22 protein-coding genes and 2 pseudogenes are annotated in these 23,430 nt (G+C 61.7%); 18 read left to right on the forward strand and 6 right to left on the reverse strand.

All coding sequences use genetic code 11. The features are described from left to right. Positions 1-57: 57 nt before the first annotated feature. The 6 genes from A9G06_RS18915 to pspF form a co-directional block, all read right to left on the reverse strand. Positions 58-843: an ABC transporter ATP-binding protein gene (locus A9G06_RS18915; RefSeq protein WP_005333681.1), complete on the reverse strand. Its 786-nt coding sequence runs from the start codon at positions 841-843 to the stop codon at positions 58-60. Positions 844-877: 34 nt separating this feature from the next. Continuing rightward, entirely contained in the window at positions 878-1,876 is a 999-nt protein-coding gene (locus A9G06_RS18920; protein WP_005333679.1) for an oligopeptide/dipeptide ABC transporter ATP-binding protein, read from the reverse strand. Then, complete coding sequence (locus A9G06_RS18925) at positions 1,876-2,769, reverse strand: ABC transporter permease subunit (RefSeq protein ID WP_005333677.1); 894 nt, start codon at positions 2,767-2,769, stop codon at positions 1,876-1,878. Before A9G06_RS18925 ends, A9G06_RS18920 begins: the two co-directional genes overlap by 1 nt. A 35-nt stretch (positions 2,770-2,804) precedes the next feature. After that, a complete protein-coding gene (locus A9G06_RS18930) occupies positions 2,805-3,764 on the reverse strand; it encodes an ABC transporter permease subunit (RefSeq protein ID WP_069556232.1) in 960 nt (319 codons plus the stop codon). Between the two features lie 2 nt (positions 3,765-3,766). Continuing rightward, positions 3,767-5,362, reverse strand: coding sequence for an ABC transporter substrate-binding protein SapA (sapA, locus tag A9G06_RS18935; protein WP_069556233.1), 1,596 nt, complete (start codon positions 5,360-5,362; stop codon positions 3,767-3,769). Positions 5,363-5,470: 108 nt separating this feature from the next. Beyond that, the gene (pspF, locus tag A9G06_RS18940; RefSeq protein WP_069556234.1) at positions 5,471-6,499 is read right to left on the reverse strand and encodes a phage shock protein operon transcriptional activator; all 1,029 of its coding nucleotides are present in this window, start codon (positions 6,497-6,499) and stop codon (positions 5,471-5,473) included. 196 nt (positions 6,500-6,695) lie between these two features. Here pspF and pspA point away from each other — a divergent pair, with 196 nt between their 5' ends. From pspA to A9G06_RS19030, 18 genes and pseudogenes are all read left to right on the forward strand, one after another. Next, the gene (pspA, locus tag A9G06_RS18945; protein ID WP_005361184.1) at positions 6,696-7,382 is read left to right on the forward strand and encodes a phage shock protein PspA; all 687 of its coding nucleotides are present in this window, start codon (positions 6,696-6,698) and stop codon (positions 7,380-7,382) included. 3 nt (positions 7,383-7,385) lie between these two features. After that, a complete protein-coding gene (gene pspB, locus A9G06_RS18950) occupies positions 7,386-7,622 on the forward strand; it encodes an envelope stress response membrane protein PspB (RefSeq protein WP_005333672.1) in 237 nt (78 codons plus the stop codon). After that, a complete protein-coding gene (pspC, locus tag A9G06_RS18955) occupies positions 7,619-8,023 on the forward strand; it encodes an envelope stress response membrane protein PspC (RefSeq protein ID WP_069556235.1) in 405 nt (134 codons plus the stop codon). The genes pspB and pspC overlap by 4 nt, the downstream gene beginning before the upstream one ends. 145 nt (positions 8,024-8,168) lie before the next feature. Then, on the forward strand, positions 8,169-9,575 hold the full coding sequence (locus A9G06_RS18960) for a YcjX family protein (protein WP_069556236.1): 1,407 nt from the start codon (positions 8,169-8,171) through the stop codon (positions 9,573-9,575). A gap of 53 nt (positions 9,576-9,628) precedes the next feature. After that, on the forward strand, positions 9,629-10,660 hold the full coding sequence (locus A9G06_RS18965; RefSeq protein ID WP_069556237.1) for a YcjF family protein: 1,032 nt from the start codon (positions 9,629-9,631) through the stop codon (positions 10,658-10,660). A gap of 190 nt (positions 10,661-10,850) precedes the next feature. Beyond that, positions 10,851-11,774 (forward strand): LysR family transcriptional regulator, encoded by a 924-nt coding sequence (locus A9G06_RS18970; protein WP_005346246.1) that lies wholly within the window; start codon positions 10,851-10,853, stop codon positions 11,772-11,774. A gap of 197 nt (positions 11,775-11,971) precedes the next feature. Next, positions 11,972-13,117: an ABC transporter substrate-binding protein gene (locus tag A9G06_RS18975; protein ID WP_069556238.1), complete on the forward strand. Its 1,146-nt coding sequence runs from the start codon at positions 11,972-11,974 to the stop codon at positions 13,115-13,117. Between the two features lie 143 nt (positions 13,118-13,260). Further along, positions 13,261-14,274 (forward strand): ABC transporter ATP-binding protein, encoded by a 1,014-nt coding sequence (locus tag A9G06_RS18980; protein ID WP_069556239.1) that lies wholly within the window; start codon positions 13,261-13,263, stop codon positions 14,272-14,274. After that, positions 14,271-15,239, forward strand: coding sequence for an ABC transporter permease (locus A9G06_RS18985; RefSeq protein WP_069556240.1), 969 nt, complete (start codon positions 14,271-14,273; stop codon positions 15,237-15,239). Before A9G06_RS18980 ends, A9G06_RS18985 begins: the two co-directional genes overlap by 4 nt. A 35-nt stretch (positions 15,240-15,274) precedes the next feature. After that, positions 15,275-16,102: an ABC transporter permease gene (locus tag A9G06_RS18990; protein WP_005352644.1), complete on the forward strand. Its 828-nt coding sequence runs from the start codon at positions 15,275-15,277 to the stop codon at positions 16,100-16,102. A 29-nt stretch (positions 16,103-16,131) separates the two neighbouring features. After that, the gene (locus A9G06_RS18995) at positions 16,132-17,562 is read left to right on the forward strand and encodes a gamma-aminobutyraldehyde dehydrogenase (RefSeq protein ID WP_069556241.1); all 1,431 of its coding nucleotides are present in this window, start codon (positions 16,132-16,134) and stop codon (positions 17,560-17,562) included. Between the two features lie 152 nt (positions 17,563-17,714). Next, positions 17,715-18,509 (forward strand): phenylalanine 4-monooxygenase, encoded by a 795-nt coding sequence (gene phhA, locus A9G06_RS19000; protein WP_069556242.1) that lies wholly within the window; start codon positions 17,715-17,717, stop codon positions 18,507-18,509. 52 nt (positions 18,510-18,561) lie between these two features. Beyond that, positions 18,562-19,041, forward strand: a pseudogene (locus A9G06_RS19005) (4a-hydroxytetrahydrobiopterin dehydratase); the annotation flags it as partial. Between the two features lie 42 nt (positions 19,042-19,083). Beyond that, a pseudogene (locus A9G06_RS21710) lies at positions 19,084-19,200 on the forward strand (4a-hydroxytetrahydrobiopterin dehydratase); the annotation flags it as partial. Between the two features lie 148 nt (positions 19,201-19,348). Then, positions 19,349-20,896 carry a transcriptional regulator TyrR gene (tyrR, locus tag A9G06_RS19015; protein ID WP_069556244.1) on the forward strand — a complete coding sequence of 516 codons (1,548 nt, stop codon included), beginning with the start codon at positions 19,349-19,351 and terminating at the stop codon, positions 20,894-20,896. Between the two features lie 189 nt (positions 20,897-21,085). Further along, the gene (locus A9G06_RS19020; protein WP_069556245.1) at positions 21,086-21,643 is read left to right on the forward strand and encodes a YfiR family protein; all 558 of its coding nucleotides are present in this window, start codon (positions 21,086-21,088) and stop codon (positions 21,641-21,643) included. Then, entirely contained in the window at positions 21,640-22,869 is a 1,230-nt protein-coding gene (locus A9G06_RS19025) for a diguanylate cyclase (RefSeq protein WP_040069357.1), read from the forward strand. Before A9G06_RS19020 ends, A9G06_RS19025 begins: the two co-directional genes overlap by 4 nt. 35 nt (positions 22,870-22,904) lie before the next feature. Continuing rightward, positions 22,905-23,393, forward strand: coding sequence for an OmpA family protein (locus tag A9G06_RS19030; RefSeq protein WP_040069358.1), 489 nt, complete (start codon positions 22,905-22,907; stop codon positions 23,391-23,393). Positions 23,394-23,430 lie beyond the last annotated feature (37 nt).

The raw sequence follows: 23,430 nt of genomic DNA on the forward strand, positions 1-23,430 counted from the left end.
TAGACACGCCGTGTGAGCTCGGCGAAAACAGCGGCAAGAGAGGCGGCCGGCGCCTCTCTATTTGCGGTATTCGTTGTTGTAGTTCTGGATGAGACGGCGAGTCACCTCATGTTGGGGATCGGCAAACACTTTGAGGGTCTTGCCGCGCTCCACCACCCGACCTTCGTGCATCACAAGCACCTCGTCGCTGATATGGCTGACGATGCCCAGATCGTTGGCTACCAGCACATAGCTCAGCCCCATGGTCTCCTGCATCTCCAGCAGCAGATTGATGATCTGGGAGCGTACCGAAATATCCAGCGTGGAGAGTGCCTCATCGGCCACCACGATCTTGGGGTTGAGGATCAGCGCCCGCGCCAGCGCAACCCGCTGCTGCTGACCGGAGGAGAGCATTTGTGGGTAGAAGAGGGCGTGATCCGGCAACATGCCCACCATGCGCAGGGTCTGCACCACCTTCTCGCGGCGCTCCTCCTCGGTCATCTCGGTGTTGAGACGCAGCGGGGTTTCCAGGATCTGGCCGACCCGGATCTTGCGGTTCAGCGAGGTGTTGGGATCTTGAAAAATCATCCGCAGCAGTTTGCAGCGAGTCTGGTAATCGCCGTGCACCATCAGCTGGCCGTCGATGGCGATGTCGCCGCTGGTGGGTTCGATCATGCCAGCCAGAATGCGGGCGAGGGTACTCTTGCCGGAGCCAGCTTCGCCGACGATGGCGAGGGTCTGACCCACTTCGAGATCGAACGAGAGGGGCTTGATTGCCTCCACCGCCTGACGACGGAATAGACCGGTGCGGTTCTGGTAGGTTTTGCTAAGGCCTCTGACCTGCAACAGGGATGGCTCGATCACAAGCGGGGCTCCTTCACGGGGGCATTAACGGTCATCATTTTTTTGGCTCCTCCATGTTCAGCGGGAAGTGGCAGCTGAACTGATGGCCCTTGATCTTGTTCATCAACGGAGTTTGCACGCACTGCTTCTGGGCGTAGGGGCAGCGCGGCCCCAGACGGCAGCCGATGGGCAGGTGTTGCAGCGGCGGGATGACGCCGGGCAGGGTCTCGAGGCGCGACTTGTGGCGCACCAGCTTGTCAAAGTCGGGGATCGATTTGAGCAGGGCATCGGTATAGGGGTGATGCGGGGTCTCGAGGATCTGCTCCCGTGTGCCCACTTCCACCATCTGGCCGCAGTACATCACGTTGATGGTATCGGTCAGATTGGCGATGGCGGCGATATCGTTACTGATGATCAGGATGGTGGTATTACCCAGCTTGTTCATCTTGTCCAGCAGTCGCAGGATCTGGGAGTGGGTGGTGGACTCCATGGCGCTGGTGGGCTCGTCGGCTACCAGCAGACGCGGCTGGTTGGCAATGGCCATGGCGATCATCACCTTCTGGCACATGCCATCCGACAGCTCATGGGGATAGGCGCGCATCACCTTGCGGTGATCCTTGACGCCTACCCGGTGCAGCAGGGCGATGGCCTTCTTCTTGCGCCACTGGAAGCGCTGCCAGAATTGTCCCTCGAACGAATCGGTCGGGATCGCCTCTTCCAGCTGGGTGCCGATCTCCTCGGAGGGGTCGAGACAGCTGATGGGGTCCTGGAAGATCATGGCGATCTCGCGACCCATGATGCGACGGCGCTCCTTGGGGGCCATGGTCAGCAGATCCATGTCGTTGAAGCGCATCCGGTCGGCACGTACTGTCCAGTTGTCCTTCTCGATGCCGACGATCACTTTGGCGATCAGACTTTTACCGGAGCCGGATTCACCCACCAGACCGCGGATCTCCCCCTCGGTCAGGGTCAGGCTCACCTTGTCCACCGCCTTGACCTTGCCTTGCGGGGTGTCGATCTCGATGGTGAGATTGCGTATGTCGAGCAGCGGCATCAGTCATTCCCCTCTTTGAGTGCTTCACGAATGCCTTCACCAACTAAATTGGTCACCAGCACGCTGAACAGGATGGCGATGCCGGGCAGGGTGACGGTCCAGGGGGCGAGATAGATGAGGTCGCTCGAATCGGCCAGCATGGTGCCCCACTCCGGTTGGGGTGATTGGGCGCCGAGGCCAAGAAAACCGACCGCCGAGATATCGAGAATGGCCGCCGACAAGGTGCGGGTGGTCTGGGCCACCAGGGTCTCGACAATGTTGGGCAAAATAGCCAGCCGCATGATCCGGAAGGGGGGCGAGCCATCGAGGCGGCTGGCGGTGATGTACTCCTTCTGCATCTCGGCATGTACTGCGTTGTAGGTGGCCCGGATAAAGGGCGGGATCAACGCCAGGGTAATGGCTATCAGGGTATTGCCAAAACCCGGCCCCATGATGGCGACCATGATGATGGCCATCAGCAGGGAGGGGATGGAGAGCAGGGTATCGAGCAGGTGGTGCAGCACGCTCGATTTAAGCCCCTTGCTCATGCCGCCGAGGATACCGATGGCGGAGCCCACCACCATGGCGATCACCACCACGACCAGCGCATAGCCGAAAGTGAGACGCGCCCCCACCACCAGCCGGGAGAGCATGTCGCGCCCCAGATCGTCGGTGCCGAGGAAGTAGTCGATGTTGCCGGTCGCCGCCCACGAGGGGGCCAGCAGCAGCTTGTCGGTGTGCTGTTCATCGATGCCGTAGGGGACGACCAGCGGCCCCACCAGCGTGATGAGCAGCAACAGCAAAAAGCACCAGAGCCCCGCCATCGCCAACGGATTGCGGCTGTAGGAGGCCCACGTCTGCTCAAGGGGTGAGAGGATCTTGAGCTCGGGATAGATGTTCGATTTATCTTGCATAGGATACCTGGCTCCTGGTCACGCCATGAGCGCGTTCAATCTTGTTTGGCATACAACTCTTTGCGCCGTGCCGGATAGATAAGGGTGGTCAGCAACTCGGTGCTGACGCTGGTCAGGATCACGAAACTGGCCACTACCAGGGTCGCGCCGCGAATGGCGGCGTAATCCTGCAGGGCGATGCTGCTGATGAGCCAGCGGCCGATCCCGTGCCACTCGAACACCACCTCGGTGATCATGGCGGAGGTGAGCACGCTACCCAGTTGCAGGCCCAGCAGCGGCAGTACCGGCGGCAGGGCGTTCTTCAGACCATGGCGCCAGACGATCTGCGCTTTGGAAAGGCCCCGGCTTGCCGCCGCCTTGATGTAGTTCTGCTTCATCACGTCGATGAGGGAGCTGCGCACATGGCGGATCACCTCGGTGGTGGGTACCACCGCCAGCACCAGTGACGGGAGAATGAGGTGGCGCAGGGCATCGTGCAGCGCCGCTTGCCGCCAGGGCTCGTTGCTGAGCAGCACATCGATCACCGCGATGCCGGTAATGGGGGGCACATCGTAGAGCAGGCTGATCTGGCCCGACGCCGGCAGCCAGCCGAGATCGAGAGAGAAGAGCATCACCACCAGCAGTGCCAGCCAGAACACCGGCACCGCATAGCCGATAAGACCGGCAGTCATGATGGAGAGATCCAGCGTCTTGCCCTGGGACAGGGCCGCCAGGGTACCGAGAGGAATCCCCACCAGCAGCGAGATGGCGAACGCCGCCAGACAGAGGATCAGGGTTGCCGGGAAGTAGTGGCGGATCTCGTCCAGCACCGGTATCCCGGAGACGCTGGAGAGCCCCAGGTCGCCTGCAAAAATTCGGCGCAGGAAATCGGGATAGCCGCTCCAGAAGCTGAGCTGATGGCCGATCAGCCGATAGTCCAGCAGGTAGGCGACAAAGGTCAGCGCCAGCAGAGTGATAAGCAGCAGGTTGATGCGGCGCAAGGTGTATAGAAGCATGCTTACTCCCTGTGAGCCTGGTTGAAGGAGGTGCCGCCAAAGGGCATCAGCGTCAGCCCCTCGATGTCGCTACGGCTGACCTGGGTACGCAAGGCGTGTGCCAGCGGGATCAGCGGCAGCTGTTCGTTAAGCAGGGTCTGGGCATAGTAGTAGTTGCGCAGCCGGAACGAGAGTTGGGGCGTGGTGACCGCATCATCCAGCAACTGATCGAAGGCCGGGCTACACCAGCGGCTGTAGTTGTTGCCGCGCTCCACCGCCGAGCAGCTCAGCAGCTGGCGGAAGAAGTTGTCCGGGTCGGCGTTGTCGGCAATCCAGCCGGAGAGCAAGCTGTCGTACTGCCCCTTGGTGAGACGGCCTTCGATCACCGGCCACTCCAGTTGCACGATCTTGAGCTTGATCCCGACCTTTGCCAGATCGCTGCGGATCAGCTGGGCGGTCTTGACCGCATCCGGGTTGTAGGGGCGGGCGTCCGGTTGTACCAGCACCTGCATCTCGAACCCTTTCTCCAGACCCGCCTCCTTGAGCAGCTGGCGCGCCCGTTTCAGATCGGGTTTGCGCTCGGGCAGGCTGGGGTTGTAACCCCATGAGAGGGTCGGCAGCAGGCTGTTGGCGGACAGGCCGGTATCGAAATAGACCGCCTGCAACAGGTTGTCGATATTGATGGCGCTGGCAATGGCCTGCCGTACCTTGACGTTGTTGAACGGCGGCTTGCGGGTATTGAGGGCCAAAAAGGCGACGTTCATCCCCGACTGGACCGAGAGGCTCAGCGCCGGATTTTGCTTGATCACCGAGAGCTGGCTGGCGGAAGGGGTGCTCATCACGTCGCACTCGCCGGTCAGCAGCTTGGCCAGCCGTTTGGCGGATTTGGGGGTGATGTCGTAGACCAGGTGTTCAATCTTGGCATCGCCGCCCCAGTAGCCGGGATGGCGCAGATAGCGAATGAACTCGTTGTGGCGATACTCCTTGAAGCTGAACGGTCCGGTGCCGATAGGGCGGCTATCCAGCAGGGCTGGGGTGCCCGCCTGCAACATCTGCTCGGCGTATTCGGCGGAGAGGATCACCGCATAGTCGCTGGCCAGAGTGGCGAGGAAGGAGGCGTTCGGCTGGTTCAGCTCGAACACTACCGTCTGCGGCCCCTTCTTGCTCACCCGCTTGATCAGCAGATCTTGCCCCAGGCTGTAGAAGTAGGGGTAATCGCCGCCGGAGACATTGTGATAGGGGTGCTGCTCGTCCAGCTGGCGGGCATAGGTAAAGACCACGTCATCGGCATTGAAAGTGCGGGTGGGCTTGAACCAGGGGGTATGGTGAAACGTCACCCCCTTGCGCAGGGTCAGGGTATAGGTGAGGCCATCCTCGCTGACATGCCAGTTGGTGGCGAGCGCCGGTTCCAGCGCCAGGGTGTTGGGGTTCACCTCCAGCAGGCGGTCGTAGAGCGGACGGGCACTGGCATCCAGTGTCACCCCGGAGTTGGAAACATGGGGATTGAAGGAGAGGGGGGATCCCTCAGCACAATAGATGAGTCCGGTTTTGGAGGCCTCGGGTTGCTTCTGGCAGCCGGTGACCAGCACCAGCAGACCCAGCAGCAAGGGTGTGAGCATTCTCATTGTTGAACCATGTTCTTATAGGGGTTTTGTACGCACGTTTTGATACAAATGTGCCAGCGCGAAGGCTGGCGTGTTGCTGGCGTCGGCATCAACCGCGCTCCTTCACTCTTGTTCTGCATCGTTATCGCCATCCAGCAGCTGATATTTGCGTAGCATGCCACGGAACTGGTGATAGCTTAAGGCCAGCAGTTGAGCGGCTTTGCGCTGATTATACTGGGATTGCTGCATCGCTTGCTTGAGTAAATTAATCTCGTACTCCGCCACAGCCTGCTTGAGATCGAGCGGCAAGGTGAGGGGGGATGCAGATTGTACCTCGCTTCGGGCCTCTTGCGCAGGTTGCGTGACCTGTGGTCGCCAGGGGGAATCAAACGGGTTGAGCACCAGGGTCGAGAGCGGCAGCTGGGGATTGCCCTGGCGATAGATGCTGCGCTCCACCACGTTCTTCAGCTCCCGTACGTTGCCCGGCCAGTGGTAATCCAGCAGCAGCTGGGTTGCCTTGCGCGAGAAACCGGCAAACAGTGGATAGCCCAGCTCCCGGGTCATGCTGTGGGCGAAGTGCTCCGCCAGCATCAGGATATCTTCCCGCCGCTCCCGCAAGGGGGGGAGGGTGATCACATCAAACGCGAGCCGATCGAGCAGATCGTGGCGAAACTGCCCCTTGTCGGCCAGCGCAGGGAGATCCTCGTTGGTGGCGCAGACCAGTCGCACATCCACCTTGAGGGGCTTGGCCCCACCCACTCGCTCGAACTCGCCATACTCGATGACCCGCAGCAGCTTCTCCTGCACCCTGGCGCTGGTGGTGGCCAGCTCGTCGAGGAAGAGGGTGCCGCCATCGGCCCGCTCGAAGCGGCCCTGATGGCGCTTGGCCGCGCCGGTAAACGATCCCGCTTCGTGACCGAACAGCTCGGTCTCCAGCAGACTCTCGCTCAGGGTGGCGCAGTTGATGGTGACAAAGCTTTGATCCCAGCGCGCCGAGAGATAATGTAGGCGGTGGGCGATCAGCTCCTTGCCCGTCCCCCGCTCACCGATGATCAGCACGGGTTTGCGCAGCGGGGCGAGCCGTGAGGCCTGCTCAATGATCTCGAGAAATGCGTTGGATTCCCCCAGCAGGCTTTCCGTGGCCGTGGTCATAGTGATCCCTGTCAGTTGTAAAAGCTGGTCAATCTTACCAAAAGTTGGTGATTTTAATCATCACTTGCGCGAGGCATCTTGCAATCCGGCTATTCTGCCCCATATAAATCAACAAGTTAAATTTTGTTCCAGATTGGCACACAAGTTGCCATTGTCAATGGAGAAACAACGCCATGCCAATAACAGGAGTGCAATCATGAGTATTTTTTCCCGTCTGGCCGACATCATCAATTCCAACCTGACGGCCCTGCTCGACAAGGCAGAAGATCCCCAGAAGATGGTGCGTCTGATCATCCAGGAGATGGAAGACGAGCTGGTCAAGGAGCGTTCCAATCTGGCCCGCTTCCTCGCCAGCCAGAAAGAGATTGGCCGTCAGGTCGCCCGCCATCAGGAGCGGGTCGACGAGTGGCAAGCCAAGGCCGAGCTGGCCCTGACCAAGGGACGTGAAGATCTGGCCCGCGCCGCCCTTATCGAGAAGAAAAAGCAGACCGAGTTGTCGGAGACCCTCTACCGCGAGCAGCAGGCGGTCGACAGCGGCATCGAGAAGCTGGGTGAAGAGATCCGACAGCTCGAGGCCAAGCTGGAAGATGCCCGCGCCCGTCAAAAGGCGATGGCCATTCGCACCGAAGCGGCCAGCAGCCGTCTCAACGTGCAGAGTCAGGTAGCCCGTGGCGAGAGCCAGGCGGTGGTGAGCAAGTTCGAGCGGATGGAGCGTCGCATCGACGAAATGGAAGCCCGCGCCGATCTGGGTCAGTCCGACAAGGCGCTGGCGCAGCAGTTTGCCGAGCTGGAAGTGGACGATCAGATAAGTCGCGAGCTGGAAGCCATGCGCCAAAAGCTGGGCCAGGGCGACAGCAAAAGCGAAGGTAAACAGGGGGAGTAACAGATGGAAGATCTGCTGGGCGTATTGATGGTTCCCATGGTGGTCTTCATGGTGGTGGTAGCCCCCATCTGGCTGGTGCTGCACTATCGTGCCAAGGGGCGGATTGGCGCCGGTCTTGCCGATAGCGAGCGGGAACAGCTGCAAGGGCTGCTGGCTCGCACCGAGAAGATGCAGGAGCGAGTGGGCGCGCTGGAGTCGATTCTGGATGCAGAAGTACCCGGTTGGAGGAACAAGGTATGAACAGTGTCAGTCGTGAAGGGCGTAACCTTTATCGCGATCCCCAGCGCGGCAAGATAGCCGGGATCTGTGCCGGTCTGGCAGAGTATTTCGGGGTGGAGACCTGGATCGTGCGGCTGCTCGCCATCAGTGGCCTTATCTTCGCCGGTTTCATCACCTTCACAGCCTATATCGCCGCCTGGTTCTTGCTCGATAAAAAGCCGGTCACCCTCTATTCCCACGAGGATGCCGACTTTGCCGAGGTGCGGATGAAGGCGCGCAGCTGGCAGGCGGGGATCACCCCTCATCAGGCGCTGGGCCGCATCGCGCAGGAACTTGACGCGCTGGAGCCGAGAGTTCAGCGGATCGAGAAGCTGGTGACCTCCAGGGAGTTCACCCTGCAGCGGGAATTTCGCAAGCTATAGTGCTTGCCAAAGCACCGAATGTCGATGGCGGCGTCTTCTGTGATGCGCCACCATCGACGCCAACTATCCAGACGTGGATAAACGGTCGACCTCTCGCACGGCCAAACACGCCGGATGCAACCACCAAGGGAGAACGGGTCAAGCCTTGATACTCAATAAACTGGAACAGAAGTTGACTCGCCTGCAGAGCAAGGCGAACGACGTGGTGAACCGGGTGCGGGATCGCCATATCCGGCTGGCGGTGACCGGCCTATCTCGCAGCGGCAAAACCGCCTTTATCACGGCGCTGGTCAACCAGCTGGAACACGCGGCCATCGATGGCCGTTTGCCGTTGTGGGATGCCCTGCGTCAGGGGCGCATCCTCGGCGCCCGCCGAGTGCCGCAGCTCAATGCCCACATCCCCACCTTTGCCTACGAGCGTGGCCTCGACTCCCTGTTTGGCGATCCACCGGCCTGGCCCGAGCCCACCCGCGGCGTGGCCGAAGTGCGCCTCGAAATTCGCTATCGCACCCGTCACCCCCTGCGCAAGCATCTGGGGGAGATCTCCACCCTCTACGTGGATCTGGTGGACTACCCCGGGGAGTGGCTGCTCGACTTGCCGCTCCTTGAGATGAACTACGAGCTGTGGAGCGAACAGGTGCGCGAACAGCTTCGTCGCCCAGAGCTGCAGGCACTTGCCGCCAGCTGGCTGACACCCGGGTGGCAGGCCGATCAGCGCTTCGAAGAGCGGCCGGTGGCTGAGCTGGCCGAGCGCTACACCGCCTATCTGCACGCCTGCAAACAGGAGCTGGGATTGCACCTGATCCAGCCCGGCCGCTTCGTCTTGCCGGGGGAGTATGCCGGAGCCCCCATGCTGCAATTTGTCCCCTGGGTGTGGGAGATGCCCGTCGGCGAGCCTGCCGATGGCACCCTCTACGCCACCCTCAAACAGCGCTTCGAGCAGTACAAACAGCATCTGGTGCAGGGTTTTTATGAGCAGCACTTTGCCGGCTTCGATCGCCAAATCGTGCTGGTGGACTGCCTGCAGCCCCTCAACGCCGGGGCAGCCAGCTTTGGCGACATGCAGCAGGCCATCGCCCGCATCATGGAGAGCTTTGCCTACGGCAAGAGCAACTGGTGGCGGCGACTCTTCTCGCCCCGTATCGACAAGCTGCTGTTTGTGGCGAGCAAGGCCGATCACGTTACCCCCGAACAGCATGCGCCCATGGTCTCCCTGCTCCAGCATCTGGTGCGCAGTGGCCGTGGCCAGGCCCGTTTTGAGGGGATCACCACCGAGTGTCTGGCGCTCGCCGCCATCAAGGCGACCGAGGTGGGCAAGGGGGTGGCCAATGGCCGCGAGTTCCCCGCCATCCGCGGCACCAGCCTGAGCGGTGAGCCGCTGCTGCTCTTCCCCGGGGAGGTGCCGCCTCATATTCCCCCCGCACAGTGGTGGAACAGTCAGGGTTTTGATTTTCAGGCGTTTCGCCCCATGCCCATGAGTCCGCATCAGGCGCTGCCCCATATCCGGCTCGATGCGGCGTTGGAGTTTCTGCTCGGGGATCACCTCGAATAACGGTGTGCGGTCTTGGCACCTGAGCCGAAGGCTGCGCACAGGAGAACAATGCGATGAACGATCAGATAAAAGAGCGGCCTCCGCTGCAGGGCAAGGTGATCCTTGAGCCTGCCTTGACGGTGGCCAGTGACGAGCGACCGCCCGCACCGGCCCAGCGGCTGGAGGAGGCGAGTTTCGAGTGCCTCGACGAGCTGGACGAGTTCACCGAGGTGGAGAGCGCCCTCGTCATCAAGCCGCGCCGCCGTCATCGGCTCTTGGCCTGGGGGCTGGGGGCGGTCGGTCTGCTCTCGTTGGGCCAATATGGCTCCTTCCTTTACGATCAATTCCTCACCACCCCGCTCTGGGGCAGCGCCTGGCTGGCAGCCTCGGCGCTGGTGGCGGCGGGGACCGCCAGCGTGGTGGGGCGCGAGTGGCTGCGACTGCGGACCCTCAAGCGGCGTCAGGATGTGCGCTCGCGCGCAGAAGATCTGCTTGCTCATCAGGGAGTCGGGCAGGGGCAGGCCTTTTGCGAAGGGTTGGCGGTCAAAAGTGGCGACAAGGGGCGCGAAGGGTATCAAGCCTGGCTGGCCCAGCTCGACGAGAGCCACAGCGATCGGGAGGTGCTGACCCTTTACAGTCAGCTGGTACTCGGCGAACGCGACAAGCTGGCGCAGGCGCGGGTGGCCAAATGGTCGGGGGAGGCCGCCGTGCTGGTGGCGCTCAGCCCGCTCGCCACCGTCGACATGATGCTTATGCTGTGGCGTAACCTGCGGATGATCGAAGATATCGCCGATGTCTACGCCATCGAGCTTGGCTACTGGAGCCGCATACGCCTCATCCGTCAGGTGTTTCGCAACATGCTCTACGCCGGTGCCACCGAGCTGGTGACCGAGGTGGGGATGGACTTGCTGGGCGCCGAGTTTGCCGCCAAGCTCTCTGCCCGCGCGGCGCAAGGGGTGGGGGCTGGGCTGCTCACCGCTCGCCTTGGCCTGCGCACCATAGAGGCGTGCCGCCCGCTGCCCTGGTGTGCGGACGAGAAACCGAAACTCGGCGAGCTGCGCAAGCGGCTGATCGGCCAGCTGGCGGGGTATCTCAACAAATCCTGATAGCCCTATCTGCACCTTGCTGCGATGACCCATGCCCCTGTCGTGCTCGCCAAGCCGCAGGGGCATGGTTTTAATCGGCAGATCATTGAGTTGGCAGCAGTGCCCGACTTTTGCGAGGCGCCCGTTTACGGTTAAGCTGGCACTCAATCGTACCAATCACACCAATCGTACCAATCGGCAAGGATGCCCGATGAACTTTACCTTTCGCCAGATCCGTTATTTCGTGGCCGTGGCCGACAGCTTTTCAGTGAGTCGCGCCGCCGCCGAGCTGCATATCTCCCAGTCGGCGGTCACCAGCGCCATTCGCGAGCTGGAGACCGAGCTGGGCGCCCCGCTATTCGAGCGCAACCCGCGCGGCGTCACCCTCACCACCCAGGGCCACCAGTTTTTGCTCCACGCCCGCCGTATTCTCGGCGCCATGACCGAGGCGAGCCACTCACTCAAAGCGGTGGCCCAGCAGGATCAGGGACGACTCACCATCGGCGTGACCACATTGGTGGCGGGTTACTACCTTTCAGAGGCGCTCGGCCGTTTTCGCCGCGCCTTTCCGGCGGTACAGATCGAGGTGAAGGAGGATGAACAGCCCTTCCTTGAGCACCAGATCGTCAACGGTGAGGTGGATGTGGGAATCCTGATGACCAACCGCACCATCCGGCAAGAGGCGTTTGATACCGAATTGCTGACCCGTTCGCCGCTGCGGCTCTGGCTGGCCGCCAACCACCCGCTCTGCGCCGAGTCGACCCTCTCGCTCACCGCGCTGGGGGAGGAGCCGATGATCTCGCTGACCGCCGATCAGCTCGATCAGATCATCGGTGGCGGCCTGCGTCGTTACGGCATCTCCCCCCGCATCGTACTGCGCACCGCATCGGTGGAGGCGGTGCGCAGTCTGGTCGCCAGCCAGCTCGGGGTCGCCCTGTTGCCCGATTTTGCCTATCGCCCCTGGTCGCTGGAGCAGGAGCGGGTCGAGGCGCGCCCCATCAAGGAGCCCATTCCCGCCATCGATATCGGGCTGGTGTGGCGCCGTGGTTCTCGGCTGGATTGGACGGCGCGGGAATTTATCGATATTGCGCGGGATCAGAGCCGGTTGCGGGCCCGTCAGGCGCTCCCTCGTTAGCCATCTCTTGCGGGGTAGCCACCAAAAATCAGATTCATCTGCACTCGATATCGATTTAGCTGATACCTGAGCCACCAAAAATTGAAATATTCATCGTATTGCCACTCCCCTAAGCTCATTGCTGGTTAACAGGATGTTAACGCCCATGGTGGCGTTCCTTCACCTGATGCAAGTCAACACAATGCAAGGAGTGCATGATGAAATTGACCCCTCTGATGCTGGCTCTTGTTCCGGCGCTGCTGGTAGGCCAGACCCAGGCTGCCCCGACCGAGCTCGGCAAGGGTGAAGGCCAGCTCAATATCGTGGCCTGGGCTGGCTACGTTGAGCGTGGCGAGACCGACAAGAACTACGACTGGGTGACCGGATTCGAGAAAGAGACCGGCTGCAAGGTGAACGTCAAGACGGCGGCCACCTCGGACGAGATGGTGGCCTTGATGAACGAGGGGGGCTTCGATCTGGTGACCGCCTCCGGCGATGCCAGTCTGCGTCTGATTGCCGGTGGCAAGGTGCAGGCGCTCAATCTGGCACTCATCCCGAGCTACAGCAAGATTGATCCCCGGCTGCAAAATGCCCCCTGGCACACTGTGGATGGCAAGCACTACGGCGTGCCCTACCAGTGGGGCGGCAATATCCTGATGTACAACACCAAGGTGTTCCCCAAGGCACCGGACTCCTGGAACGTGGTATTCGAGGAACAGACCCTGGCGGATGGCAAGTCCAACAAGGGGCGGGTGCAGGCCTTTGACGGCCCGATCCACATCGCCGATGCCGCCCTCTATCTGATGACCCATCAGCCCGCACTGGGCATCAAGGATCCTTACGAGCTGAACGAGGATCAGTACAAGGCCTCCCTCGATCTGCTGCGCAAGCAGCGCCAGCTGGTGGGACGCTACTGGCATGATGCCTTCGTCCAGATCGATGACTTCAAGAACGAAGGGGTGATCGCGTCAGGCTCCTGGCCGTTCCAGGCCAATGCCCTGATTGCCGACAAGCAGCCCATCGCCACCACTGTGCCGAAAGAGGGAGTGACCGGTTGGGCCGATACCAGCATGGTGCACAGCGATGCCAAGAACCTCACCTGCGCTTACAAGTGGCTGGAGCACTCCCTGAGCAACAAGCTGCAGGGGGATCTCGCCGCCTGGTTTGGCTCGGTGCCTGTGGTACCTGCCGCCTGTGAGGGCAATGCCCTGCTGGGCCCGACCGGGTGCAAAACCAACGGTATCGACAACTTCGATCGGGTTCGCTTCTGGCGCACTCCGGTCTCCCAGTGCAAGAGCCAGGGAACTTGCGTGCCCTATTACCGCTGGGTTTCCGACTATATCGCCATTCTGGGCGGCCGCTAAGGCGGGGTGAGCAAGGTGGTCGGAACCGCTGCCACCTTGCCAACGGCAGGGGCGCTGCGCCTCCTCTGCACGACTGCCGAGAGCGGATAATCAAGCGGGCCGGACAGGAGTCCGGCCCATCCCAGTACAGACAAGGACGCCCCATGAACGCCGTACAATTTGACCGGGTCAGTCGCCACTATGGCGATGTGAAGGCGGTCGACGACATCTCTTTCCAGATCCCCTCCGGGGAATTCTTTACCCTGCTGGGGCCGAGCGGTTCCGGCAAGACTACTTGCCTGCGGATGATCGCGGGCTTCGAGTACCCGAGCGACGGGGAGATCCGCCTGTTTGGCGAACCCTGCTCCACCGTGCCCCCCTACGATCGCAACCTCAACACCGTGTTTCAGGACTATGCCCTGTTTCCCAACATGGATGTGCGCGACAACATCGGCTATGGCCTGATGCTCAAGGGGGTCGCCAAGGCGGAGCGTTACCGCAAGGTGGACGAGATGCTGGAACTGGTACGACTGCCCGGGGTCGGCAAGCGCCGCCCAAGCCAGCTCTCCGGCGGCCAGCGCCAGCGCATCGCCATCGCCCGGGCGCTTATCAACCAGCCACGCATCCTGCTGCTGGACGAGCCGCTGGGGGCCCTCGATCTCAAGTTGCGCGAGCAGATGCAGCTTGAGCTAAAGGCGTTGCAACGCCAGTTGGGCATCACCTTTATCTTCGTCACCCACGATCAGCAGGAGGCGCTCTCCATGAGCGACCGGATCTGCATCTTCAGCCAGGGCAAGATCGAGCAGATCGCTGCGCCAGATACCATCTACGATGCTCCGGCGACGCCGTTTGTGGCCCGCTTCGTTGGCACCGTCAATCTGTTCGAAGGGGAGCAGGCCAGACGGCTGTGCGGTGACGGCAGCCAGATGATGGTGCGCCCGGAGCGGATCCGGCTCGCTGAGGCGGGTGCGCCGGGCTGGTCGGGAGAGATCCGCGAGGTGGAGTATCTGGGCCCCTTCGTCCGTTATCGGGTTGATCTCGGGGAGCAGCTCGAGATCATCGTCAACCACCCCAATGAGGGGCAGGCCCGTCTGGCGCGTGGCAGCAGGGTCAGCCTCAGCTGGCCGGAGCAGGCTATCCATCGCCTGAGCTGCGCCCATCAGGGGGCGCAGCCATGAGTGCCCCTCACAGTGCGAGTCTTGCCATGAACCATCAGCCCGAACCTGCCCGTTTCAGGCCGCTGCGGCGCCTCTCGACCCTGCTCTATGGTCGGCCCGGCCTGCTGCTGGCGATCCTGCTGGGGCCGCCGCTGCTGTGGCTCGGCATCATCTATGTCGGCTCCTTGCTGATGCTGCTCTCCAACTCTCTGTTCGGGCTGGACGAGTTCAGCGGTCAGGTGCGCCACGAGCTGGGGCTGCAAAACTTCGTCGCCCTGCTGCGGCCGGAGAATCTGGATGTGATCGGCCGCACCGTCGGCATGTCGTTGCTGGTGACCCTGGCCTGCGCCCTGCTCGGTTTTCCGGTTGCCTACTACATGGCACGCTACACCAGTGGCAAGACCCGGGCGCTGTTCTATGTGGGGATCATGCTGCCGCTCTGGTCCAGCTATCTGGTGCGGGTCTATGCCTGGAAGCTGATTTTGGCCAAGGAGGGGGTAGTGAGCTGGCTGGCCGACAGCATGGGGCTGGAGTGGCTGCTCGATGCCATCCTCTCCCTGCCGGTGATAGGTGGCCCGTCGCTCTCTTTTTCGCGGCTCGGCACCTTTATCGTGTTCGTCTATGTCTGGCTGCCCTTCATGATCCTGCCCATTCAGGCAGCGGTGGAGCGTATACCGCGATCCCTGCTGGAGGCGAGCAGCGATCTGGGGGCGACACCCGCCCAGACCTTTCGCAACCTGATCCTGCCGCTGACGTTGCCCGGTGTGGTGGCGGGCTCCATTTTCACCTTCTCGCTGACCCTCGGTGATTACATCATCCCCGGCATCATCGGCAACTCGACCATGTATATCGGTCAGGTGGTCTACATGCAGCAGGGAACGGCGGGCAACCTGCCCTTTGCCGCAGCCTTCTCGCTGGTGCCGATCCTTATCATCGCCATCTATCTGGCGATTGCGAAACGACTGGGGGCTTTTGATGCGCTTTGACCCTATCGCTTTGAACCGGCAGCAAGGAGGCCTTCATGTCAGCTAGCTCAGTGAGCCGTCAGGGAGAGCGCCCTTCGGGCCTGCTCAAGTACGCCGCCATCGGTGGACTCTTGTTCCTGCACTTTCCCATTCTGTTTATCTTCCTCTACGCCTTCACCAGCGAGAGCAAGAGTTACCAGTTTCCGCCTCCCGGGCTCACCCTCAAGTGGTTCGAGGTGACCCTCAATCGTCCCGATGTGTGGCGTGCCATCCAGCTGTCGCTGGAGGTTGCTGGGCTGGCGACGCTGGCAGCCATGATCCTCGGCACCTTGGCGGCAGGGGCCATTGCCCGCAGCCGCTTCTTCGGTCAGGAGGTGGTGTCGCTCTTGCTGGTGCTGCCCATCGCGCTGCCCGGCATCGTCACCGGTATCGCGCTGCGCTCGGCCTACGGCCTGATGGAGATCCCGTTCAGCTTCTGGACCATCGTTATCGGCCACGCCACCTTCTGTGTGGTGGTGGTCTACAACAATGCGCTGGCCCGTTTTCGCCGCACCAACCAGAGCCTCATCGAGGCGTCGATGGATCTCGGGGCCGACGGCTTCCAGACCCTGCGCTACGTGATCCTGCCCAATCTGGCAACGGCGCTGCTGGCGGGGGGCATGCTGGCCTTTGCCCTGAGTTTTGACGAAGTGATCGTTACTACCTTCACGGCGGGCCAGCAGACCACCCTGCCCATCTGGATGTATCAGGAGCTGATCCGTCCCCGAGACAGGCCGGTCACCAACGTGGTGGCCCTCATCATAGTGGCCTTCACCACTATCCCCATTTTGCTTGCCTACTACCTTACTCGCGACACCCATGATGTCGCTGGCAGTGGCAAATGATGACTCAACGCGTGCGCAAGGATGCAACCATGAAACTCTCTACCCAACTCTTGATTGATGGCCAGTTTGTGACCGGCGAGGGGCAGGCCGAACCCATTCTCAACCCGGCTAACGGCGAACAGATCGCCGCCGTGCCCGAAGCCTCGTTCGAACAGGTGAACCGGGCGGTGAACGGTGCCCAGCGCGCCTTCGCCCAGTGGAGCCGCACTACCCCTGCCCAGCGCAGCAACCTGCTGCTGCGTCTGGCGGATCTCGTCGAACGCCACGCCGAGGAGTTCGCGGCGCTCGAATCCCTCAACTGCGGCAAACCCTATCTGGCCGTGCTCAACGACGAGCTGCCCGCAGTGGTGGACTGCTTCCGCTTCTTTGCCGGGGCGGCCCGCTGCCTGCAAGGGCCGCTGGCGGGGGAGTATCTCGAGGGGCATACCAGCATGATCCGCCGCGACCCCATAGGTGTTGTGGGCAGTATCGCCCCCTGGAACTACCCGCTGATGATGGCGGCCTGGAAGATGGCGCCGGTGCTGGCAGCGGGCAATACGGTGGTGCTCAAACCCTCCGAACAGACCCCGCTCACCGCGCTGCGTTTGGCGGAGCTGGCCAGCGAGATCTTTCCCCGCGGCGTTATCAACGTCATCTGTGGGCGGGGGGAAAGCGTGGGGGCGCCGCTGGTGGAGCACCCGCTGGTGCGGATGGTGTCGCTCACCGGCGATATCGCCACCGGTCAGAAGATCCTGCAGAGCGCCGCCCGCACCATGAAGCGCACCCACCTTGAACTGGGGGGCAAGGCGCCGGTGATCATCTTCGACGATGCGGATCTGGAGGCCGTAGTGGCGGGTATTCGCACCTTCGGTTTCTACAACGCAGGGCAAGATTGCACCGCCGCCTGCCGTATCTATGCCCAGGGCAAGATCTACGACAAGTTCGTCGCCGCCATGACCGAGGCGGTGGCCTCCATCAAGGTGGGAAGCCAGTACGAGGAGGGGGTGGAGATGGGGCCGCTTATCTCGGACAGACAGCGCAACCGGGTCGCCAGCTTTGTCGAGCGGGCCCAGAGCAGCGGTCATGTGGAGGTGACGGCGGGGGGCAAGATCCGTCCCGGCAACGGCTTCTTCTTCGAGCCGACCCTGATTGTCGGGGCCCGTCAGGAGGATGAGATCGTGCGCCGCGAGGTATTTGGCCCTGTGGTGTCGGTGACCCGTTTCAACGATGCCGAGCAGGTGGTGCAGTGGGCCAACGACTCGGACTATGGCCTCGCCTCGTCGGTCTGGACCAAGGATCTGAGCCTCGCCAGCAAGGTGGCCAGCCACCTGCAATATGGTTGCACCTGGATCAACACCCACTTCATGCTCACCTCCGAGATGCCTCATGGCGGCATGAAAATGTCGGGTTACGGCAAGGATCTCTCCCTCTATGCGCTGGAGGATTACACTGTGCCGCGCCATATCATGGTCAAGCTGTAGTGGGGATTGGTTAGCGGGTTGTCACAATTTATTTACAACTGTTTCAGGCAGCCGACTCATGGGTCGGCTGCTTTTTTTATTGCCATTTCGTTACAGTGAAGCCGTGATGAAACGGCAAGGCGCCTGATGTGGCGCCAGAGGATGGAACCGCTATGGCAACCTTCTATACCGCCCACCAGCCGGATGCTGACGGGATGATCCACTACAGCAACGAGGAGCATGGCACCTGGCAGATCCTGATTGAACGCCAGTATGCTGCGTTGGCAGGCACTGCGTGTGACGAGTATCTGGCTGGTCTCGCCAGACTGGGATTGCCCCGTGATCGCATCCCCCAGCTGGCAGAGATCAACGCCGTCTTGCAGCCTGCGACCGGCTGGTCGGTGGCGGCGGTGCCTGCGCTTATCTCGTTCGATCGCTTCTTCGCCCTGCTGGCCAACCGCCAGTTTCCGGTGGCCACCTTTATCCGGCGCCGTGATGAGCTCGACTACCTGCAAGAGCCCGATATCTTTCACGAGATCTTCGGCCACTGCGCCATGTTGACCAATCCGGCCTTTGCTCACTTTACCCACCTCTACGGTCAGTTGGGGCAGCAGGCGAGCAAGGAGCAGCGGGTTTTTCTGGCGCGGCTCTACTGGTTCACCGTGGAGTTTGGCCTGCTGGCGACACCTGACAGGCTGCGTATCTACGGCGGCGGCATTCTCTCCTCCATCGGCGAGACCGCCTATGCCCTCTCCGGCCAGCCGCTGCTGCAACCCTTCGATCTGCTGACTGTACTGCGCACCCCGTATCGCATCGACATCATGCAGCCCACCTATTTTGTGCTGCCGAGTCTCGATCATCTCTACCGGTTGACCGGGGAGGAGATCATGGCTGCTCTGGCGGAGGCCAGTCGGCTTGGCCTCTATCCGCCGCGCTTTGAGGTTCCCGTTGGCAAACAGGCGAGCTGACCAAAAGCAAACAACCCTATTTCATTTTCATTAATTCAAGCAGGAGTAACCCATGTCCGAATTGGCCAGCCAGCAGTGTGAAGCGTGTCGCGCCGATGCCCCCAAGGTGAGCGATGAGGAGCTGCGCGAGCTGATGCAGCTTATTCCCGACTGGCAGCCGCTGGTGAAGGAGGGAGCGCTGCAACTGCGGCGGGAATTTACGTTTCGCAACTTCAAGGAGGCGCTGGCCTTTACCAACCGCCTGGGGGAGCTGGCGGAAGCGGAGTTCCATCATCCGGCCATCCTGACCGAGTGGGGGAAGGTGACCGTCAGCTGGTGGACCCACAAGATCGGCGGATTACACCGCAACGACTTCATCATGGCTGCGCGTACAGACCAATTGCCCAGATAATCTGAGAACAGGTTGAGGCGGAGTATCCCCCTTCCTGTATTTCTGACCGAATGGGGGAAGGTGACCGTCAGCTGGTGGACCCACAAGATCGGCGGATTACACCGCAACGACTTCATCATGGCTGCGCGTACAGACCAATTGCCCAGATAATCTGAGAACAGGTTGAGGCGGAGTATCCCCCTTCCTGCATTTCTGACCGAATGGGGGAAGGTGACCGTCAGCTGGTGGATGCATAAGATCGGCGGTTTGCATCGCAACGACTTCATCATGGCGGCGCGCACCGATCAGTTGCTTCGGTAATCGCACCCCACACCAGCGTCATCGGTTGACCCGGGCCTGCCTGCGAAAGCGGGGCGGGCCCGCATTTTTATGGGCTGGCGCTCGCACTGGGGGGATCGAGACTGTATTATCCGCTCATTCATAGAGTTAGCTAGGAAGTGTGTCCCGAATGCGTCTTGAAGTCAGCTGTGAAGACCGCCTGGGCCTGACCCGGGAACTGCTCGACCGCCTGGTGGAGCACAATATCGATCTGCGCGGCATCGAAATCGATACCTCAGGCATCATCTATCTCAACTTTCCCGAGCTGGAGTTCAGTGATTTTCAGCACCTGATGCCGGAGATCCGCCGTATTCCCGGCGTCTACGACGTCAAGACCATCCCCTACATGCCTTCCGAGCGAGAGCACCACGAAATCGAGGCGCTGCTCAAGGCGCTGCCGGATCTGGTCTTCTCCCTCGACAGCAAGGGCAAGGTGACCCAGGCCAACCAGTCGGCCCTCACCACCCTCGGCTTGCCGGTGGAGGAGGTGCGCGGCGTGGCGCTCGGTTCGCTGGTGAAGGGTTTCTCCTTCACCCGCTGGCTGGAGGCGAGCGAGATCAAGCCGCAGACCTGCAAGCTCAGTTTCAATGGCGAAGAGTATCTGGCAGATCTGATGCCGCTGTTCGTGGCAGAAGCCCGCGGCAAGCAGGCGCTGGCTGGGGCCGTGGTGGTGCTCAAATCTGCCCGTCGGGTCGGCCTGCACTTCAGCGCGCTCCATGCGGTGGAAGTGGGGGGCTTCGAGCATCTGCAGGCCGAGAGCCCCAAGATGAAAGAGGTGCTGTCGCATGCGCGCAAACTGGCGATGCAGGACGCGCCGCTGCTGATTGTCGGTGAGACCGGCACCGGCAAGGAGCTGCTGGCCCGAGCATGTCACGGTGCCAGCCTGCGCTCCAGCCACCCCTTTATGGCCCTCAACTGCGCCGCCATGCCCGATAACGTGGCCGAGAGCGAGCTGTTTGGTTATGCCCCCGGTGCCTTTGGCAACAACACCGAGGGCAAGCGCGGCGTGCTGGAGCTGGCGAGCGGCGGCACCCTGATGCTGGACGAGATCGGCGATATGTCTCCCCATCTGCAGACCAAATTTTTGCGGGTGTTGCAGGATGGGGTGTTCCGCCGGGTTGGTGACGAGCAGGAGGTGAAGGTCAACGTGCGTTTCATCTGCACCACCCAAAAACAGTTGCTGGATCTGGTGCACGAAGGAACCTTCCGCGAGGATCTCTACTACCGTCTCAACGTGCTCAGTCTGGCGCTGCCCCCCCTGCGCGAGCGCAAGGCAGACATCATGGTGCTGGCCCAGCAGTTTGTCTCTCGCTTTGCCAGCGAGTTGCAGCGACCCCGTCCGCGCTTTACCCGCAACATGGCCGATTACCTGACCGCCTACCGCTGGCCGGGCAACGTGCGTCAGCTGCGCAACTGTCTCTACCGTGCCATGACCCTGCTGGAAGGGGATGAGCTGGGGCCCGAGCAGATCGACCTGCCGGTGGCGGCCGATACCATGCCGCTGATCGACGAGTGGTTTGAGGGGAATCTCGACGATGCGGTGAAGCGCTTCGAGAGCCAGCTGCTGGCCCGGCTCTATCCCGCCTTCCCGTCGACGCGCCAGCTGGCCAAACGCCTGGGCGTGTCGCATACCGCCATCGCCAACAAGCTGCGGGAATACGGCATCAGCAAGAAGTGATTTCCGCCTTGCTGCCTGCCACCAGAGAGCCCGTTACCAGACGGGCTCTCCGTTTTCTTTACACGAACTCTGTCGATGATGGCGGGGTGAGACTTGTCAGGTCAGTGTCAGCCAACTTACTATCTGGGTTCATCTACCCGAACCGCAATGCCATAGCAGCGGTATTGTCAAGGCGACCACCTCCCGATCATGCTGTTACTCTTTTCCCCCCGTTTCACTGCTCGTCTGGCGCTCCTGTTGGTTGCGTTTGGCCTGCTGTTGCCCCGCGCGCTGGCGGAAACGGCCGCAGAGAGCCGGGCGACGGCGGTCAGGGAGCTGGTGCTCGATATCATGAGTTACACCCGCTGGCCCACCGAGCCTGCGGTGCTGCGCATGTGTGTGGCGGCGCCGACCGAATATGCCGGCGCCCTCTTTACCATCGATCGTCAGGCCAATGGCCGCACCGTGCAGGTCCATCGTTACGAGGCGAGCGATCCGGCCATCAGCGATCACTGCGATGTGCTCTATCTGGGAGTGCTCGACGAGCCGACCCGGATTGCGCTGTTTGCCCGCCTGCAGGGACACCCAGTGCTCAGCATCAGCGAATACAACCACGACTGCTCCACCAGCTCGGTGTTTTGCCTGCAGACCTCGCCGGACAGCGTGCGGGTGCGGTTTAAAGTGAACCTCGATGCCCTGGCCCTGAGCGGCGTGCGGGTGCATCCCGCCGTGCTCAAGCTGGCCCATGCCGACAAGGGGGTTCCATGAGACGACAGGTGAGCGCGGCTCCCCGCCGTCTGACCCTGCGTCAGAGCCTGGGGCGAACCCATCTGGTGGCCGCCATCACAGCCGTCAGTGTGGCGGGACTCTTTTTTACTCTGGTGGCCCTGCTGGTAGTGCGTTTTTACGCCGACCACAATCTGGAGCTGGTAGCCCGCGCCATCAGCTACAGCGCCGAGGCGGCGGTGGTGTTCCATGATGAGGAGGCGGCGAGCGAGGCGCTCAGTGGTATCGTTGCCAAGGAAGAGGTGGCCGAAGCCACTATCGTACTGACCAATGGTCAGCTGCTCGCCAGTTGGGAGCGCCCCAGAAGCAACCCGCTGGTGACGCTCGAAGACTATCTGGCCCAACTGCTGATGCCGGGGCCTGTCAAACTCCCCATGCTGCGGGGGGGTGAGCAGATCGCCACCATCGAGCTGCGCGGCCACGGTGAATACCTGTTGTTGTTTTTGCTCTCGGCGCTGCTGGTGATGGTTGTTTGCCTGATGCTGAGCGCCATGGTGGCACTCTATGTGGCTGACCGGATGCAGGTCTCCATCACCGCACCGCTGCGCAAACTGGCACTTGTCGCCCACTCGGTACGCCGACAGCGCACCCTGGGGATGCGGGCGCCACCGGCCGATATCGTCGAGATTAACGAGCTGGGGGATGACTTCAACTCCCTGCTGGACGAGCTGCAAGCCTGGCAGGCCCAGCAGGCCCGCGAAAATGCCAGCCTGCTCCATCAGGCGACTCACGATGCTCTCACCGGACTGCCCAATCGCGCCCTGTTTGAAGCGCGGCTCGCGCAGGCCATCTCCCTCGGCGAGCAAGAGGGGTTTGCGCTGCTCTATCTCGACTGCGATCGCTTCAAGCAAATTAATGACACGCTGGGGCATAACGCCGGTGACGATGTGCTGATCGCGCTCTCAAGACGGGTGCAGCATCAGCTGCGTCCGGATGATCTGGTGTTTCGCCTCGGTGGTGACGAGTTTGCGGTGCTGGTTGGCCCACTCCAGCGACAGCATGAGGTGGAAGAGGTGATTGGCCGCATCCAGCAGGCGATGAGCGAACCGGTGGCGCTGCGTGACGGTCGTCAGCTGGTGGCCGGGGTGAGTGTCGGCTTCGCCGTCTATCAGGCGGGCATGAGTGCCAGCGTGCTGTGTGATCAGGCCGATGCAGCCATGTATCTGGCGAAACGGGCGCGCCGCAGTGAACAGCAAACCATCGCCTGACTGGCAAGAATAACAACATAAACAAGGAGCAAACCATGAAGATCACCCACCTGTTGAAAGTGACCCTGCTGGGGTTGATGTTGTCGCTGCTGGCCGGTTGCCAGAGCGCGCCCAAGGGGTTGACCCCGGAGCAAATCGCCGTGCTCAAGGAGCAGGGCTTTTATCTGACCGATGAGGGGTGGACGCTGGATCTGGCCAACCGGGTGCTGTTTGCCAACAACGTGGGGGAGCTCAATCCCCAGACTCGCCAATCCGTTGAAAAACTCGGTAAAACACTGCTTGGCGTAGGGTTGGACAAGGCGCGGGTGGATGGCCACACCGATAATACCGGCGAGAGCAGCTACAACCAGCAGCTCTCCCTGAAGCGGGCCCAGTCGGTGGCCGATGTGCTGGTCTCGGTCGGCATGAAGCCAGCCAATCTGGAGATCCATGGCCGTGGCGAGACCATGCCGCTGGCGGATAACAAGACCAGAGAGGGCCGGGCCGCCAACCGCCGGGTTGCCATCGTCATCAGCGATCAATAACCTTTTCATCGTTTCGTTACCCATAAAAAAGAGCGCC

It is taken from the genome of Aeromonas sp. DNP9, from assembly GCF_001728955.1.
GTDB lineage: Bacteria > Pseudomonadota > Gammaproteobacteria > Enterobacterales > Aeromonadaceae > Aeromonas > Aeromonas veronii.

What these genes read in the sequence shown, in the direction of transcription:
- A9G06_RS18975 (WP_069556238.1), top strand. Translation starts at nt 11,972, where the DNA reads ATGAAATTGACCCCTCTGATGCTGGCTCTTGTTCCGGCGCTGCTGGTA.
- A9G06_RS18995 (WP_069556241.1), top strand. Translation starts at nt 16,132, where the DNA reads ATGAAACTCTCTACCCAACTCTTGATTGATGGCCAGTTTGTGACCGGC.
- A9G06_RS19030 (WP_040069358.1), top strand. Translation starts at nt 22,905, where the DNA reads ATGAAGATCACCCACCTGTTGAAAGTGACCCTGCTGGGGTTGATGTTG.
- sapA (WP_069556233.1), bottom strand. Translation starts at nt 5,362, where the DNA reads ATGCTCACACCCTTGCTGCTGGGTCTGCTGGTGCTGGTCACCGGCTGC.
- A9G06_RS18980 (WP_069556239.1), top strand. Translation starts at nt 13,261, where the DNA reads ATGAACGCCGTACAATTTGACCGGGTCAGTCGCCACTATGGCGATGTG.
- A9G06_RS18965 (WP_069556237.1), top strand. Translation starts at nt 9,629, where the DNA reads ATGAACGATCAGATAAAAGAGCGGCCTCCGCTGCAGGGCAAGGTGATC.
- A9G06_RS18920 (WP_005333679.1), bottom strand. Translation starts at nt 1,876, where the DNA reads ATGCCGCTGCTCGACATACGCAATCTCACCATCGAGATCGACACCCCG.
- pspC (WP_069556235.1), top strand. Translation starts at nt 7,619, where the DNA reads ATGAACAGTGTCAGTCGTGAAGGGCGTAACCTTTATCGCGATCCCCAG.
- pspF (WP_069556234.1), bottom strand. Translation starts at nt 6,499, where the DNA reads ATGACCACGGCCACGGAAAGCCTGCTGGGGGAATCCAACGCATTTCTC.
- A9G06_RS18970 (WP_005346246.1), top strand. Translation starts at nt 10,851, where the DNA reads ATGAACTTTACCTTTCGCCAGATCCGTTATTTCGTGGCCGTGGCCGAC.
- A9G06_RS18990 (WP_005352644.1), top strand. Translation starts at nt 15,275, where the DNA reads ATGTCAGCTAGCTCAGTGAGCCGTCAGGGAGAGCGCCCTTCGGGCCTG.
- A9G06_RS19020 (WP_069556245.1), top strand. Translation starts at nt 21,086, where the DNA reads ATGCTGTTACTCTTTTCCCCCCGTTTCACTGCTCGTCTGGCGCTCCTG.
- A9G06_RS18930 (WP_069556232.1), bottom strand. Translation starts at nt 3,764, where the DNA reads ATGCTTCTATACACCTTGCGCCGCATCAACCTGCTGCTTATCACTCTG.
- tyrR (WP_069556244.1), top strand. Translation starts at nt 19,349, where the DNA reads ATGCGTCTTGAAGTCAGCTGTGAAGACCGCCTGGGCCTGACCCGGGAA.
- A9G06_RS18985 (WP_069556240.1), top strand. Translation starts at nt 14,271, where the DNA reads ATGAGTGCCCCTCACAGTGCGAGTCTTGCCATGAACCATCAGCCCGAA.
- A9G06_RS18925 (WP_005333677.1), bottom strand. Translation starts at nt 2,769, where the DNA reads ATGCAAGATAAATCGAACATCTATCCCGAGCTCAAGATCCTCTCACCC.
- A9G06_RS19025 (WP_040069357.1), top strand. Translation starts at nt 21,640, where the DNA reads ATGAGACGACAGGTGAGCGCGGCTCCCCGCCGTCTGACCCTGCGTCAG.
- pspB (WP_005333672.1), top strand. Translation starts at nt 7,386, where the DNA reads ATGGAAGATCTGCTGGGCGTATTGATGGTTCCCATGGTGGTCTTCATG.
- phhA (WP_069556242.1), top strand. Translation starts at nt 17,715, where the DNA reads ATGGCAACCTTCTATACCGCCCACCAGCCGGATGCTGACGGGATGATC.
- pspA (WP_005361184.1), top strand. Translation starts at nt 6,696, where the DNA reads ATGAGTATTTTTTCCCGTCTGGCCGACATCATCAATTCCAACCTGACG.